The organism is Pseudomonas sp. P106(2024) (genome assembly GCF_057480815.1).
Map to the genome: position 1 here is coordinate 66,354 of NZ_JBLIYU010000001.1, position 14,722 is coordinate 81,075.

The following is a 14,722-nucleotide window of genomic DNA, read 5'->3' on the forward strand; positions in this document are numbered from 1 at the left end:
GACAAGCCCGCTCCCACGGGGAGCCCTTTCAGGGATAACCCAACACTTCGCGCAGCTGGCGCAGGTGCTGGATGATCCACTGCTTGTCGATCGCGCCCCAGTCGCGGATGCGGTAATGCCCGGCATGGTTGCGCGCGCCGGCCTGCTGCTCGAACTCGCAGACGATATCCAGGTCGGCCAGGGCGGCGATGGTGTCCTGGGCGGTACGCCGCGGCATGCCGGTGGCCTCCATCAGCGCCGGCACGCTGGTGGCGGTCTGGCTGTCGATCAGCCAGGCCACGTAGAGGCGGCGGTAGAAGCTGCTGCGGGTCTTGCTCACTTCCGTGGTCATGGGGTGCTTGTCCCTCAGGTGTTGCCCGGCAGCTCCCGATAGGTCAGGTAGACGCGCAGGTCGAATTCCAGTTGATGGTAGTCCGGCTCCATGTGCTGGCAGAGCTGGTAGAAGGCCTTGTTGTGGTCGCGTTCTCTCAGGTGCGCCAGCTCATGCACCACGATCATGCGCAAAAACTGCGGCGCCGCCTCGCGAAACAGCGAGGCGACGCGGATTTCCTTCTTCGCCTTGAGCTTGCCGCCCTGCACCCTCGACACCGCCGTGTTCAGGCCCAGCGCCCGGTGGGTGAGGTCCAGGCGGTTGTCGAACAGCACCTTGTCCAGCGGCGGCGCACTGCGCAGGTACTGCTGCTTGATTTCCTGGGCATAGCCGTACAGTGCCTTGTCACTCTGCACGTCATGGCGCTCGGGGTAGCGCTGGCGCAGGTAGTCGCCCAGGCGATCGCTGGCGATCATCTGGCGCACCTGTTCCTGCAGGTGCGGCGGGTAGGCTTGCAGGTAGCGTAAGGCGGTCATGGCAGGCGTTCGGAACGGGAAGACGCGAGTTTAGCCAATCACGACGCCCATGGGAAAACCACCGGGAAGTTGCCGGCATCGCTGGCGGTCAGCGGACGGGCGACCAGGAACCCCTGCACGTAGGCGCAGCCGGCATCCTTGAGCCATTCGGCCTGGGTCTGGGTCTCCACGCCCTCGGCGATCACCGTGATGTCGTAGGCCGCGCACAGGCCAATGACGCTGCGCACCAGCGCGATGTCCGCCGCCGAGTCCGGTAGCCGCGCAACCAGGTGGCGGTCAAGTTTGAGGGTGTCGATGGGCAGGTCGCGCAGCATGCGCAACGAGCAATCGCCGGCACCGAAGTCGTCCAGTGCCACGCGAATACCCAGCTCGCGCAGGCGGTGCACCTGCTTCACCGCCGCGTCGATGTTGTACATCAGCGACGTCTCGGCCACCTCCACCTCCAGCTGATCGGGCTGCAGTTGGTGCTTGTCGATCACCTGGGCCAGTTCATCGACCAATCCAGGCATGGTGAACTGGGCGCGGCTCAGGCTGATGCCCAGCACCAGCTGCGAACCGAAGCGCTCGCTCCAGGCATTGCGCTGCGCGGCGCCCTTGCGATAGATCCAGCTGGCCAGGCGGTTGATCAGCCGCGCCTCTTCCAACAAGGGAATGAACAGCCCGGGGGGCACATCACCGACACTCGGGTGCTTCCAACGCAACAGCGCCTCGAAGCCGCGCAGCCGACCGTCGGCGAACGCCACCTGGGGCTGGTAGACCAGGCTGAAGTCGTTCTGCTCGATGGCCGTGCGCACGCTGTCCTCAAGCATCAGTCGTGAACGGGCGCGACCATTGAGTTCCTGGTCGTAGAAACGGTACTGCTGGCGCCCGGCCTGCTTGGCCGCATACATTGCGGCATCGGCCGCCCGCAGCAGGCCTTCCACGTTGGCGCCGCAGTCCGGGTAGGTGGCGATGCCGATGCTCACCCCCAGGTTGACCTCCAGGCCATCCACCTGCTGGAAGCTCGACATCCGCTCCAGCAGCTTCTCGGCATAGCGTCCGGCCTGCTCGGGGTATGGCAGTCCGTCGAACAACGCGGTGAACTCGTCACCGCCCATCCTGGCCAACAGCGCCTCGCTGCCCAGGCACTCCTTGAGCTGATCGGCCACCCAGCGCAGGACCTTGTCGCCGGCCTCATGGCCGAGCAGGTCGTTGATCCGCTTGAAGCCATCCAGGTCCATGTACATCAAGGCCTTGGCCTTGTCCGAGCGCTCGTTGCGCAGCAGCGCGCTCTCGGCGGCCTGGTAGAACCCGCGGCGGTTGAGCAGCCCGGTCAGCGGGTCGGTGACCGCCTGGTATTCGAGCTGCTGGTGCAGGTTGCGCACCACGGACATGTCCAGCACCGTCACCACCATGGCCTTCTGTTCGGCGGGCAGCGGCGCGCAGGACAGCGCCACCGGCACCAACTGGCCTGCGAGTGTACGCAGCTGGGCGTCGTGCACGCGGAAGATCTGCCGGCCCAGGTAGACCTGGTAGAAGTCCGACTCGTGCCACAGGTTGGCGCAGGGCAGCTGGATCAGGTCCAGCATGTGCGCGCCCTGCAACTTGTCCACCGGGGTATCGAGCAGGCGCGAGACGGCCGGGTTGGCGAAGCCGATGCAGCCCGACTCGTCCACCACCAGAATGCCCTCGGCGGCGTTCTCCAGGATCGAGGCATTGAAGGCCCGCGCCGATTCCAGTTCGCGGGTCAGGCGTTGCAGCATGCGCCGGTTGCGCTGCTGCTCCAGCTGGGCCTGGACCTTGGGCTTGAGAATCTGCGGGTCGAAGGGTTTGAACAGGTAGTCCACAGCACCGCTGGCATAGCCTTTGAGCACCGCCGCCTCGGACTGTTCATTGGCGGTGAGGAAGATGATCGGGGTTAGCCGCGTGCGTTGGCTGCCGCGCATCAGGCGGGCCACCTCGAAGCCGTCCATTTCGGGCATCTGCACGTCGAGCAGGACCAGGTCGACTTCGTGTTCGAGCAGGGTGCTCAGGGCTTCCATCCCTGAACTGGCGGTCAGTACCTGCCAATCCTGGCGGGACAGCAAGGCCCGCATGCTGATGAGGTTTTCCGGGTAGTCGTCTACGACCAGCAGCACCGAGCTGCTTTCCGGTGATTTTGAATAAGCGCCATCCATGCTGCTTCTCTTGGTAAGTCCAACTGCGACTTGTGATTGGATCCGATTATTACTCTAGACTCGGCCCCCGAAGACGCAATGCAGGCAGATGGCCGTAAGCCATCTGAACCGATGTTAGCCGACTAACGGTATAAGCGGTGGGCAGTCGACATACGGGCACAAAAAAGCCCGCATCGCTGCGGGCTCCTTCGTTGAACGGTGCCGGATCAGTTGATCTTGGCCGCCAGTTCACCTTTGGCATAACGCTGGAACATGCCTTCGAGGGTGATCGGCTTGATCTTCGAAGCATTGCCGGCGGTGCCGAAGGCTTCGTAGCGGGCGATGCACACGTCACGCATGGCCTTCACGGTCTCGGCGAAGAACTTGCGTGGGTCGAACTCGCTTGGGTGCGCAGCCATGTAGCGACGGATGGCACCGGTGGACGCCAGACGCAGGTCGGTATCGATGTTGACCTTGCGCACGCCGTACTTGATGCCTTCGACGATTTCCTCGACCGGTACGCCGTAGGTCTCTTTGATATCACCACCGAACTCGTTGATGATCTTCAGCCATTCCTGCGGTACCGACGAGGAACCGTGCATCACCAAGTGGGTGTTGGGGATGCGCTTGTGGATTTCCTTGATGCGGTCGATCGCCAGGATGTCACCGGTGGGTGGCTTGGTGAACTTGTAGGCGCCGTGGCTGGTACCGATGGCGATGGCCAGGGCATCGACCTGGGTCTTCTTGACGAAGTCGGCGGCCTCTTCCGGGTCGGTCAGCATCTGGCTGTGGTCCAGAATGCCTTCTGCGCCGACGCCGTCTTCCTCGCCGGCCTGACCGGTTTCCAGGCTGCCCAGGCAGCCCAGCTCACCTTCCACCGACACACCGCAGGCGTGGGCGAACGCCACGGTCTGCTGGGTGACGCGGACGTTGTAGTCGTAGTCGGACGGGGTCTTGCCGTCTTCCTTCAGCGAGCCGTCCATCATCACCGAGCTGAAGCCCAGCTGGATCGAGCGCTGGCACACGTCTGGGCTGGTGCCGTGATCCTGGTGCATGCACACCGGGATGTGCGGGAACTCTTCGATGGCGGCCAGGATCAGGTGACGCAGGAACGGGGCACCCGCGTACTTGCGGGCGCCGGCCGAGGCCTGGACGATGACCGGAGAGTCGGTGGCGTCTGCGGCTTCCATGATGGCGCGCATCTGCTCGAGGTTGTTGACGTTGAAAGCCGGAACGCCGTAGCCGAACTCGGCGGCGTGGTCCAGCATCTGGCGCATGCTAATGAGTGCCATTGTGTATCTCTCTCCCGACAAGCGTCGTTTGTTTCATGCAAGCCTGCCGCAGGGGCGGTTGCTGTTCAAGTAGTGTGGGCCATCTACACGGCCCGGCCAGTCACGGTGCCTTGCAGCCCCGCCCAATCAGATCGTTGGTCGCCACCCAATACACCAGGCCTTCGTCACCTTTGGTGTGGAAGGCCAGCATGCCATCGCTGTACAGCGCGCCGGAGGCACCCGGCTCGGCCTTGAGCCGATGGACTTGGTCGCCGCCGCCGAGACGGACATCGACTGTGTCCTGCTGCGCGTCGGCGAAGCGCCACAGCACTTCGGCCTGGCTGTCGCAGACCCAGCGGGTCCAGTTGTCCGCCGGGGCCGGTTGGGCCGGCTGCAGCAGCGAGCAGCCTGCCAGGATCGCCAAGGCCAGTGCGGCCAGAAGCACTTTCATCAAACTACTCCGCTGGGGGCTGCGCCGCAGCCCCGGTATTCAAGACCACGAAACCCTTGCCAGGTTGCCAACCACCCGATCAAGGGCAGCCCGGGGCCCTGCGCTGGTGTTCGTCGTCATACTTTTCCAGGCCGTCCGGACCCAAGCGCTTGTTGATCACCGGTGCCGTCTCCGCCTGCCACTGGGACTGGTAGCACCCCCCCTTGGGCGGCTGCGCCGGATCGGCCTCGCTGCCCTTGTTGCTGGAACAGGCGCCCAGCAACAAGGCCACGATCATCACAGGCAATTGCTTGACCATCAGGTCGCTCCCTTTGCCAGGCGCCTTCACGCTCAGGCCTTGGCCCGCTCTTCCAGGATTGCCACGGCAGGCAGGACCTTGCCCTCGACGAACTCGAGGAACGCGCCGCCACCGGTGGAAATGTAGGAGATATCGGCACCCACGCCATACTTGTCGATGGCCGCCAGGGTGTCACCGCCACCGGCGATGGAGAACGCGGCGCTGTCGGCGATGGCCTTGGCCAGGACCTGGGTGCCGTTGCCGAACTGGTCGAACTCGAACACACCGACCGGACCGTTCCAAAGGATAGTCTTCGAGGTCTTGAGCAATTCGGCGAACTGCTCGGCGGTCTTCGGACCGATGTCCAGGATCATGTCGTCGGCAGCCACATCGGCGATCGCCTTGACTGTGGCTTCGGCGCTCTCGGCGAATTCCTTGGCGACCACCACGTCCACTGGCAGCGGTACGCTGACCTTGGCGGCGATGGCCTTGGCGGTCTCGACCAGGTCAGGCTCGTACAGCGACTTGCCGACCGGGTGACCGGCGGCGGCAAGGAAGGTGTTGGCAATGCCGCCACCGACGATCAGCTGGTCGCAGACCGCGCTCAGGCTGTTCAGCACGTCCAGCTTGGTCGACACCTTGGAACCGGCGACGATGGCAGCCATCGGCTTGGCCGGAGCTTTCAGGGCCTTGCCCAGGGCATCCAGCTCGGCGGCCAGCAGGGGGCCTGCGGCGGCGACCTTGGCGAACTTGGCGACGCCATGGGTGGAACCCTCGGCGCGGTGGGCGGTACCGAAGGCGTCCATCACGAACACGTCGCACAGGGCGGCGTATTTCTGCGCCAGCTCGTCGGCGTTCTTCTTCTCGCCCTTGTTGAAGCGCACGTTTTCGAACAGCACCAGGTCACCGGCCTGCACCTGAACGCCGTCGAGGTAATCGGCGACCAGCGGCACGTCGCGGCCCAGGGCCTTGCTCAGGTAATCGGCAACCGGCTTGAGGCTGTTCTCGGCGGAGAACTCACCTTCGGTCGGGCGGCCCAGGTGCGAGCAGACCATCACCGCCGCGCCCTTCTCCAGGGCCAGCTTGATGGTCGGCAGCGCTGCCAGGATACGCGCGTCGCTGGCTACCACACCGTCCTTCACAGGGACGTTGAGGTCTTCGCGAATCAGTACGCGCTTACCTTGCAGGTCGAGGTCGGTCATCTTCAACACGGTCATGAATGCAGTCCTTCAGGGCTGTTTGCTGCGGGTTGGGTGTACGACGTGCAGATAGTGTTCGGCAACGTCGAGCATACGGTTGGCAAACCCCCATTCGTTGTCGAACCAGGCCAGCAGGTTCACCAGGCGAGGGCCTGAGACGCGGGTCTGGCTGGCATCGACGATGGCCGAATGCGGGTCATGGTTGAAATCACAGCTGGCGTGGGGCAGCTCGGTGTAGGCCAGCAAGCCTTTCAGCGGGCCATCCAGGGCAGCCTCGCGCAGCACCCGGTTGACTTCCTCGGCGCTGGTATCGCGGGAAGTCTGCAGGGTGATGTCCAGGCACGAGACGTTGACGGTCGGCACGCGTACCGCTTTGGCCTGGATTCGCCCGGCAAGTTCCGGCAGCAGGCGTTCGATACCCCGGGCCAGGCCGGTGGACACCGGAATCACCGACTGGAATGCCGAACGGGTGCGACGCAGGTCTTCGTGGTGGTAGGCGTCGATCACCGGCTGATCGTTCATCGCCGAGTGGATGGTGGTGATCTGCACGTATTCGATGCCAAAGGCTTGGTCCAGCACGCGCAGCAGCGGCACGCCGCAGTTGGTGGTGCAGGAGGCGTTGGACACCAGCAGTTCGCTACCGGTCAAGCAATCCTGGTTGACCCCATAGACCACCGTGGCGTCGATGTCCGCCTCGCTGGCCATGGGCTGGGAAAACAGCACCCGTGGCGCGCCGGCATCGAGGAAGCGCTGGCCGTCGGCACGGGTGTGGTAGGCGCCGGAGCATTCCAGCACCAAGTCAATGTCCAGGGCGGCCCAGTCGATGCCTTCCGGGGTAGCGCTGCGCAGCACTTTCACGCAGTCGCCATTGATATGCAGACAGTCGCCGTCAACCTTCACCTCGCCGGGGAAACGCCCGTGGGTGGAGTCGAAGCGCGTCAGGTATTCCAGACTGGCCTGGTCGGCCAGGTCGTTCAGCGCGACGATCTCGAAACCGGCCTTCGCCCCCCGCTCGAACAGTGCGCGCAGGACACAGCGGCCGATGCGGCCGTAACCGTTGAGTGCAACTTTGTAGGGACGCGGGTGGGGCATTCGATGGCTCGCTAACGCATGATGGCTTTGGGGGCCGCGTTGCGGCCCATCGCGACGCAAGGCCGCTCCCACAGGGTACGGTGTACGCCATACCTTGTAGGAGCGGCCTTGTGTCGCGAAACGAGGGCAACGCCCTCGCCTCGCACAGTCTGAATCAGTCTTCCAGCAGCTCTTCGGCGGTGCCCAGGATGTTGTCCAGGGTGAAGCCGAATTCCTCGAACAGCGCGCTGGCCGGGGCCGACTCGCCGTAGGTGGTCATGCCGATCACGCGGCCTTCGAGGCCGACGTACTTGTACCAGAAGTCAGCGTGAGCGGCTTCGATGGCGATACGCGCGCCAACTTCCAGCGGCAGTACCGACTGCTTGTACGCGGCATCCTGGGCGTCGAACACGCTGGTGCTCGGCATCGACACGACACGGACCTTGCGGCCTTCAGCGGTCAGCTTGTCAAAGGCTTGAACGGCCAGGCCCACTTCGGAGCCGGTGGCGATCAGGATCAGCTCAGGCTCGCCGGCGCAGTCCTTGAGCACGTAACCGCCACGGGCGATATCGGCGATCTGCTGGGCGTCGCGGGTCTGATGCTGCAGGTTCTGGCGCGAGAAGATCAGCGCCGACGGGCCGTCCTTGCGCTCCAGGGCATGCTTCCAGGACACGGCGGATTCCACCGCGTCGGCCGGGCGCCAAGTGTCCAGGTTCGGCGTGCTGCGCAGGCTGGTCAGCTGTTCGATAGGCTGGTGGGTCGGGCCGTCTTCACCCAGGCCGATGGAGTCGTGGGTGTAGACGTGGATCACACGCTGCTTCATCAGTGCCGACATGCGCACGGCGTTGCGGGCGTATTCCATGAACATCAGGAAGGTGGCGCCGTAGGGCACCAGGCCGCCGTGCAGGGCGACGCCGTTCATGATGGCGGTCATGCCGAACTCGCGCACGCCGTAGAACACGTAGTTGCCGCTGGCATCGTTGGCTTCGACGCCCTTGCAGCCTTTCCACAGGGTCAGGTTGGAGCCGGCCAGGTCGGCGGAGCCACCGAGGAACTCGGGCAGCAGCGGGCCAAAGGCGTTCAGGGTGTTCTGGCTGGCCTTGCGACTGGCGATGGTCTCGCCCTTGGCGGCAACCTCGTTGATGTAGGCCTGGGCCTTCTCGGAGAAGTCGGCTGGCAGGTCGCCTGCGGCGCGGCGCTTGAACTCGGCGGCCAGCTCAGGGTAGGCCTTGGCGTAGGCGTCGAAACGCTGGTTCCACTCGGCCTCGACCTTGGCGCCGGCTTCCTTGGCATCCCACTCGGCGTAGATGTCGGCAGGTATTTCAAATGGGCCGTGGTTCCAGTTCAGTTCCTTGCGCGCCAGGGCGATTTCGTCGTTGCCCAGCGGTGCGCCGTGGCAGTCTTCCTTGCCCTGCTTGTTCGGCGAGCCGAAGCCGATGATGGTCTTGCAGCAGATCAGGGTCGGACGGTCGCTCTTACGCGCGGTCTCGATGGCGGTCTTGATCTCGTCGGCGTCGTGGCCGTTGACGTTGCGGATCACCAGCCAGTTGTAGGCCTCGAAGCGCGCCGGGGTGTTGTCGGTGAACCAGCCGTGGACTTCACCGTCGATGGAGATGCCGTTGTCGTCGTAGAAGGCGATCAGCTTGTTCAGACCCAGGGTGCCGGCCAGCGAGGCGACTTCATGGGAGATGCCTTCCATCATGCAGCCGTCGCCGAGGAACACGTAGGTGTTGTGGTCGACGATGTCGTGGCCTTCACGGTTGAATTGGGCGGCCAGCACTTTTTCCGCCAGGGCGAAGCCCACGGCGTTGGCGATGCCCTGGCCCAGCGGGCCGGTGGTGGTCTCGACGCCCGGGGTGTAGCCATACTCCGGGTGACCCGGGGTGCGGCTGTGCAGCTGGCGGAAGGCCTTGAGGTCGTCGATGTTGACGTCGTAGCCGGTCAGGTGCAGCAGCGAGTAGATCAGCATCGAGCCGTGGCCGTTGGACAGCACGAAGCGGTCACGGTCGGCGAAGCTTGGGTTGCTCGGGTTGTGCTTCAGGTAATCGCGCCAAAGCACTTCGGCGATATCCGCCATACCCATGGGGGCACCTGGGTGGCCGCTGTTGGCCTTTTGCACGGCATCCATGCTGAGGGCACGAATGGCGTTGGCACGTTCACGACGGCTGGGCATCGCTGAGTCTCCTGGGGCTTGAAATAAGTGGTGAAGCGAAAAAGGCGACCATTTTCGCCCACAGGGGGGGCCGGGGGCAATGACGTATGGTCGCAGTCGGGCTTTTTTCCTGTGATTGATTGGCAAAAGAGCAGAAAAGCGGGGTTGTGGCAGCGAGCCTGCCCCCGCGATGGCGTCAGCCCTGGCCCATCCCCCCGTCTGATCTGACGCCATCGCGGGGCAGACCACTCCCACGAGGCATCCCTGGAAGCCACTGATCAGGCAATATCAAAACTTTTTGATATTGCTATTGCGACGACAGCATCCCCTGTCTAGACTCCCGCCCCATGAACTTCAATGCGCCCGTCACCCCACAACGCAGCGACGAACTGGCCGCCCTGTGCAAGGCCGGCGGCGACCCTCTGCGCCTGAACGTACTGCGCGCATTGGCCAACGACTCGTTCGGCGTGCTGGAATTGGCACAGATCTTCGACATCGGCCAGTCGGGCATGAGCCATCACCTGAAGGTGCTGGCCCAGGCCGAGCTGGTGGCGACCCGTCGCGAGGGTAACGCGATCTTCTACCGCCGTGCCCTGCCCGATAGCCAGCGGCTGGGCGGCCGCCTGCATGCGGCGCTGCTCGATGAAGTCGACAATTTCGCCCTGCCTCAAGCGGTGCAGGCCCGCATCGCCCAGGTACAGCAGCGTCGCGCCGCCACCAGCCAGGATTTCTTCCTGCGCGTGGAAGAGAAATTCCGCGCCCAGCAAGACCTCATCGCCGGCCTGCCGCAATACCGCGAGAGCCTGCTGGCACTGCTCGACAAGCTGAGCTTCGAGGATGGCGCCAGCGCCCTTGAGGTCGGCCCCGGCGACGGCGGTTTCCTACCCGACCTGGCCAGGCGCTTCGAGCAGGTCACGGCCATGGACAACAGCCCGACCATGCTCGAGCTGGCTCGCCAGGTATGCGAGCGCCACGCACTGAACAACGTCAACCTGCAGTTGGCCGATGCACTGGGTGCAACGGATGTGGAAGCTGACTGCGTTGTGCTGAACATGGTCCTGCACCATTTCAGCGACCCGGCCCAGGCCCTGCGCCTGCTGGCCAGACGGGTGAAAGCGGGCGGAAGCCTGCTGGTCACCGAGCTGTGCAGCCATGACCAGGGGTGGGCCCGCGAAGCCTGCGGCGACCTGTGGCTTGGCTTCGAGCAGGACGACCTGGCCCGTTGGGCCAACGCGGCAGGGCTGGCCCCAGGGGACAGCCTCTACGTGGGCTTGCGTAACGGTTTCCAGATCCAGGTCCGGCATTTCCAGCGGGCCACTGGCGACATTCAACATCGGTAAATTTCAGGAACCCATCGAGATGAGCGAATACTCCCTTTTCACCTCCGAGTCCGTGTCCGAAGGGCATCCGGACAAGATTGCCGACCAGATCTCCGACGCGGTGCTGGACGCCATCATCGCCCAGGACAAGTACGCCCGCGTGGCCTGCGAGACCCTGGTCAAGACCGGTGTCGCGATCATCGCCGGTGAAGTCACCACCTCGGCCTGGGTCGACCTGGAAGACCTGGTGCGCAAGGTCATCATCGACATCGGCTACAACAGCTCCGACGTCGGCTTCGACGGCGCCACCTGCGCCGTGATGAACATCATCGGCAAACAGTCGGTGGATATCGCCCAGGGCGTCGACCGCTCCAAGCCGGAAGACCAGGGCGCCGGCGACCAGGGCCTGATGTTCGGCTACGCCAGCAACGAGACCGAAGTGCTGATGCCTGCGCCGATCTGCTTCTCGCACCGCCTGGTCGAGCGCCAGGCTGAAGCGCGCAAGTCCGGCCTGCTGCCTTGGCTGCGCCCGGATGCCAAGTCGCAGGTCACCTGCCGTTACGAAAACGGCAAGGTAGTGGGCATCGATGCCGTCGTCCTGTCGACCCAGCACAACCCTGAGGTGTCACAGAAAGACCTGCAGGAAGCGGTGATGGAGTTGATCGTCAAGCACACCCTGCCGGCCGAGCTGCTGCACAAGGGCACGCAGTACCACATCAACCCGACCGGCAACTTCATCATCGGTGGCCCGGTGGGCGACTGCGGCCTGACCGGCCGCAAGATCATCGTAGACTCCTACGGCGGCATGGCCCGCCACGGTGGCGGCGCGTTCTCCGGCAAGGACCCGTCCAAGGTCGACCGCTCTGCAGCCTATGCCGGCCGCTACGTGGCCAAGAACATCGTCGCCGCCGGTCTGGCCGAGCGCTGCGAGATCCAGGTGTCCTACGCCATCGGCGTGGCCCAGCCGACCTCCATCTCGATCAACACCTTCGGCACCGGCAAGGTTTCCGACGACAAGATCATCCAACTGGTGCGCGAGTGCTTCGACCTGCGTCCTTACGCCATCACCACCATGCTCGACCTGCTGCACCCGATGTACCAGGAGACCGCGGCCTACGGCCACTTCGGCCGTACTCCGCAGCAGAAGACCGTCGGCGACGACACCTTCACCACCTTCACCTGGGAGCGCACCGACCGCGCCGCCGCCCTGCGCGACGCAGCTGGCCTGTAAACCTCCTACAGCAGTAACGGAAAGCCCCTGCCGAGTGATCGACAGGGGCTTTTTCGTGACATATCGGCTGACAAATCCCCGCCGCTGCCCACACCGTCACCCGCCTAGGCTAAGGACACTTTCCCGCCTTGCAAGGATGCCGGCCATGCCATTGCTGCTGATCTTCATTGCACTGCTGTTGCACCACCCCGTCGCCCAGGCAAGCACCTGCCCGGCCTGGGACACGGCGCAGGCCGAGGCCGAGGTCGCCCAGCTGCGTGCCACCCTCGCCCACTGGGACGAGCAGTATCACCGCCAAGGCGTCGCCCTGGTGGCCGATGAGCTCTACGATCAAAGCCGCCAGCACCTGCTGGAGCTTCAAGCCTGCTTTGGCCTCTCCCACAGCGATTCCCCGCTGGCCAGCGCACGCGGCACAGCCCCCCACCCGATACCTCACACCGGCGTCGGCAAGCTCGCCGACGAGCAGGCCGTAGCCCGATGGCTGCAGGGCAAACGCAATGTCTGGATGCAGCCGAAGGTCGATGGCGTCGCGGTCTCGCTGATCTACCGCCAGGGCCAGCTGACAGGCCTGCTCAGCCGTGGCGATGGAATACTGGGGCACGATTGGAGCCGGCACATCCCCTTGCTGAGCGGCATCGTGCAGCAACTTTCCCAACCGCTGGACGCGGTGTTCCAAGGCGAGCTGTACTGGCGCCTGAACAACCATGTGCAGGCCGAGGCAGGCAGCGCCAATGCCCGCGGCACCGTCGCCGGGATGCTGGCACGCACGCGGATGAGCGAAGAGCAGGGCGCAAGCATCGGACTGTTCGTCTGGGACTGGCCACACGGCCCGGATAACCAGGCCGAGCGCCTAGCACGCCTGGCAACACTGGGCTTCACCGACAGCCAGCGGCTGAGCGTGGCCATCGATGGCTTTGCCGAAGCCGCGCGCTGGCGCCAGCACTGGTACCACTCGCCCCTGCCCTTCGCCACCGACGGCGTGATCCTGCGCCAGGACAGTCGCCCGGCGGCGCAGCGCTGGCGCGCCCAGGCGCCCTATTGGATCGCTGCCTGGAAATACCCCTTCACCCAGGCGCTGGCGCAGGTCAGGGATGTGCAGTTTCGAATCGGCCGGACCGGGCGCATCACGCCCTTGCTGGTATTGCAGCCAGTGACCCTGGACGACCGCCGGATAAACCAGCTCAGCCTCGGATCGCTGGCGCGCTGGAAGGAGCTGGATATCCGCCCGGGTGACCAGATAGCGGTCAGCCTGGCCGGCATGACTATCCCACGCTTGCATAGCGTAGTGCATCGTGCCGCTCGACGCCCCATCGTGCAGGCTCCGGATCCGGCGACCTACCACGCCTTCAGCTGCTGGCAGGCAGTCGAGGGATGCCAGCAGCAGTTCATCGCCCGCCTTGCCTGGTTGAGCGGCAAGCAGGGCCTCGACCTGCCTGGCATGGGGGCCGAAACCTGGAAACGCCTTGTCGAAAGTGGCCACATCGTGCAGTTGACCGATTGGCTGAGCCTCGATCAGAAGCAGCTGCTCGAGGTACCCGGGATCGCCGAGGCACGAGCCAGGCAATTGCATGCGGCTTTCGCTCAGGCCCGCCAACAGCCCTTCCAGCGTTGGCTGCGGGGCCTCGGCATACCCGCGCCGTCCAGCCTGCAACTGGGCCCCGACTGGCCCACACTGGCCTCCAGAAACATCGAGCAATGGCTTGCCGAACCTGGCGTCGGGCCCGGTCGTGCCGAGCAACTGCAGGCTTTTTTCGCCCACGAGCAGGTCCAGGGACTTGTCGGAAACCTGCGCAACCATGCAATCGAGGGTTTCTAATTTGCGCGGATCAGGGCAGCATTTCGCTTTCCGCTGCCCTGCCCGATATGGAGCCCCCGATGAAACTGCTTTCGTCCCTCGCCCTGTCCACCCTGCTCGGCTTCGCCGCCAGCCCGCTGCTGGCTGCCCAAGAGCAGCCGGGCCTGACCGGCTGCGCAGCCAAGCGCCAGGCCATCAGCGAACAGATCGAACAAGCCCGCGCCCATGGCAACAGCGACCAGCAAGCAGGCCTGGCAAAGGCCTTGGACGAAGTCACCGAGCACTGTACCGATGCCGGTCTGCGCAAGGAACGCGAGCAGAAGGTGCTCGACGCCCGCCACGAAGTGAACCAGCGCACCAAGGACCTGGACAAGGCCATGAAGAAGGGCGACGCGGAGAAGATCAACAAGCGCAAGGACAAACTGGCCGAGGCGAAGAAGGAGCTGCAGGAGGCCGTGGACGAGCTCGAACGCTAACCGGATAGCTTCCCACAAGAGCCCCTTGGCTCAGTGATTGCGAAACTCGCTATGACAGGCCTTGCACGCCGCCTCGACCTTGTCCATCGGCGCCTTCACCTGGGCTGCGTCCAGTGGCTGGGTACGGGTCACCACGACCAGCTCGCCAGTGACGCCCTCCAGTTGCCGGGCCAGGTCCTGAAATCGCGCCTGGCGCTCCCAGACCGCGGCCCGCGCGCTGCTATCACCCGCGTCGCGCGCCTGTGGGAAGTGCTGCCACGGTGCATGGGCCAGGCTGTCCAGCTTCGCCGCGCCATCGGCGAACTTCACGCCGTCGAAGGGCAAGCGCCCGCGCAGCATGCCGCCCATGTCTTCGCTGGTCTTGAGCATCTGCTTGAAGATCGCCTTGCGCTGGCCCAACGGCGAGTTGGGGTCGACGCCGTCACAGGCGCTCATGGAAAGGGCGGCGAGCAGTACTACGGTCAATCGCTTGAACATCACGGTCTCTTCGGCCAGGAAA

14 protein-coding genes are annotated in these 14,722 nt (G+C 64.6%); 4 read left to right on the plus strand and 10 right to left on the minus strand.

Annotation, left to right across the window (positions count from 1 at the left end):
- Positions 1 to 28: 28 nt before the first annotated feature.
- From AC25M7_RS00280 to tkt, 9 genes are all read right to left on the minus strand, one after another.
- Positions 29 to 331, minus strand: a complete 303-nt coding sequence (locus AC25M7_RS00280) for a winged helix-turn-helix domain-containing protein (RefSeq protein WP_028688318.1) — start codon at positions 329 to 331, stop codon at positions 29 to 31.
- 14 nt (positions 332 to 345) lie between these two features.
- Positions 346 to 846 carry a M48 metallopeptidase family protein gene (locus AC25M7_RS00285; protein ID WP_023631708.1) on the minus strand — a complete coding sequence of 167 codons (501 nt, stop codon included), beginning with the start codon at positions 844 to 846 and terminating at the stop codon, positions 346 to 348.
- 38 nt (positions 847 to 884) lie between these two features.
- Positions 885 to 3,002 (minus strand): putative bifunctional diguanylate cyclase/phosphodiesterase, encoded by a 2,118-nt coding sequence (locus AC25M7_RS00290; RefSeq protein ID WP_486970610.1) that lies wholly within the window; start codon positions 3,000 to 3,002, stop codon positions 885 to 887.
- A gap of 206 nt (positions 3,003 to 3,208) precedes the next feature.
- Positions 3,209 to 4,273 carry a class II fructose-bisphosphate aldolase gene (gene fba, locus AC25M7_RS00295; RefSeq protein ID WP_028688320.1) on the minus strand — a complete coding sequence of 355 codons (1,065 nt, stop codon included), beginning with the start codon at positions 4,271 to 4,273 and terminating at the stop codon, positions 3,209 to 3,211.
- A 100-nt stretch (positions 4,274 to 4,373) separates the two neighbouring features.
- Positions 4,374 to 4,703, minus strand: a complete 330-nt coding sequence (locus AC25M7_RS00300) for an MliC family protein (protein ID WP_062360198.1) — start codon at positions 4,701 to 4,703, stop codon at positions 4,374 to 4,376.
- 79 nt (positions 4,704 to 4,782) lie between these two features.
- Positions 4,783 to 5,001: a hypothetical protein gene (locus AC25M7_RS00305; RefSeq protein ID WP_062360254.1), complete on the minus strand. Its 219-nt coding sequence runs from the start codon at positions 4,999 to 5,001 to the stop codon at positions 4,783 to 4,785.
- 32 nt (positions 5,002 to 5,033) lie between these two features.
- Positions 5,034 to 6,197, minus strand: a complete 1,164-nt coding sequence (locus AC25M7_RS00310; RefSeq protein ID WP_028688323.1) for a phosphoglycerate kinase — start codon at positions 6,195 to 6,197, stop codon at positions 5,034 to 5,036.
- 12 nt (positions 6,198 to 6,209) lie between these two features.
- A complete protein-coding gene (gene epd, locus AC25M7_RS00315; protein ID WP_028688324.1) occupies positions 6,210 to 7,271 on the minus strand; it encodes an erythrose-4-phosphate dehydrogenase in 1,062 nt (353 codons plus the stop codon).
- Between the two features lie 154 nt (positions 7,272 to 7,425).
- Positions 7,426 to 9,423 carry a transketolase gene (gene tkt, locus AC25M7_RS00320; RefSeq protein ID WP_028688325.1) on the minus strand — a complete coding sequence of 666 codons (1,998 nt, stop codon included), beginning with the start codon at positions 9,421 to 9,423 and terminating at the stop codon, positions 7,426 to 7,428.
- A 326-nt stretch (positions 9,424 to 9,749) separates the two neighbouring features.
- Between tkt and AC25M7_RS00325 the strand changes: the two genes are divergently transcribed.
- The 4 genes from AC25M7_RS00325 (at position 9,750) to AC25M7_RS00340 (ending at position 14,223) form a co-directional block, all read left to right on the plus strand.
- Positions 9,750 to 10,742 carry an ArsR/SmtB family transcription factor gene (locus AC25M7_RS00325; RefSeq protein WP_028688326.1) on the plus strand — a complete coding sequence of 331 codons (993 nt, stop codon included), beginning with the start codon at positions 9,750 to 9,752 and terminating at the stop codon, positions 10,740 to 10,742.
- Between the two features lie 19 nt (positions 10,743 to 10,761).
- Positions 10,762 to 11,952 (plus strand): methionine adenosyltransferase, encoded by a 1,191-nt coding sequence (metK, locus tag AC25M7_RS00330; protein WP_028688327.1) that lies wholly within the window; start codon positions 10,762 to 10,764, stop codon positions 11,950 to 11,952.
- A 145-nt stretch (positions 11,953 to 12,097) separates the two neighbouring features.
- A complete protein-coding gene (ligB, locus tag AC25M7_RS00335; protein ID WP_028688328.1) occupies positions 12,098 to 13,768 on the plus strand; it encodes an NAD-dependent DNA ligase LigB in 1,671 nt (556 codons plus the stop codon).
- A 59-nt stretch (positions 13,769 to 13,827) separates the two neighbouring features.
- On the plus strand, positions 13,828 to 14,223 hold the full coding sequence (locus AC25M7_RS00340; protein ID WP_028688329.1) for a DUF1090 domain-containing protein: 396 nt from the start codon (positions 13,828 to 13,830) through the stop codon (positions 14,221 to 14,223).
- 30 nt (positions 14,224 to 14,253) lie between these two features.
- Here the strand turns inward: AC25M7_RS00340 and AC25M7_RS00345 are convergent, their stop codons facing one another.
- On the minus strand, positions 14,254 to 14,700 hold the full coding sequence (locus AC25M7_RS00345) for a c-type cytochrome (RefSeq protein WP_069016028.1): 447 nt from the start codon (positions 14,698 to 14,700) through the stop codon (positions 14,254 to 14,256).
- Positions 14,701 to 14,722: the final 22 nt, after the last annotated feature.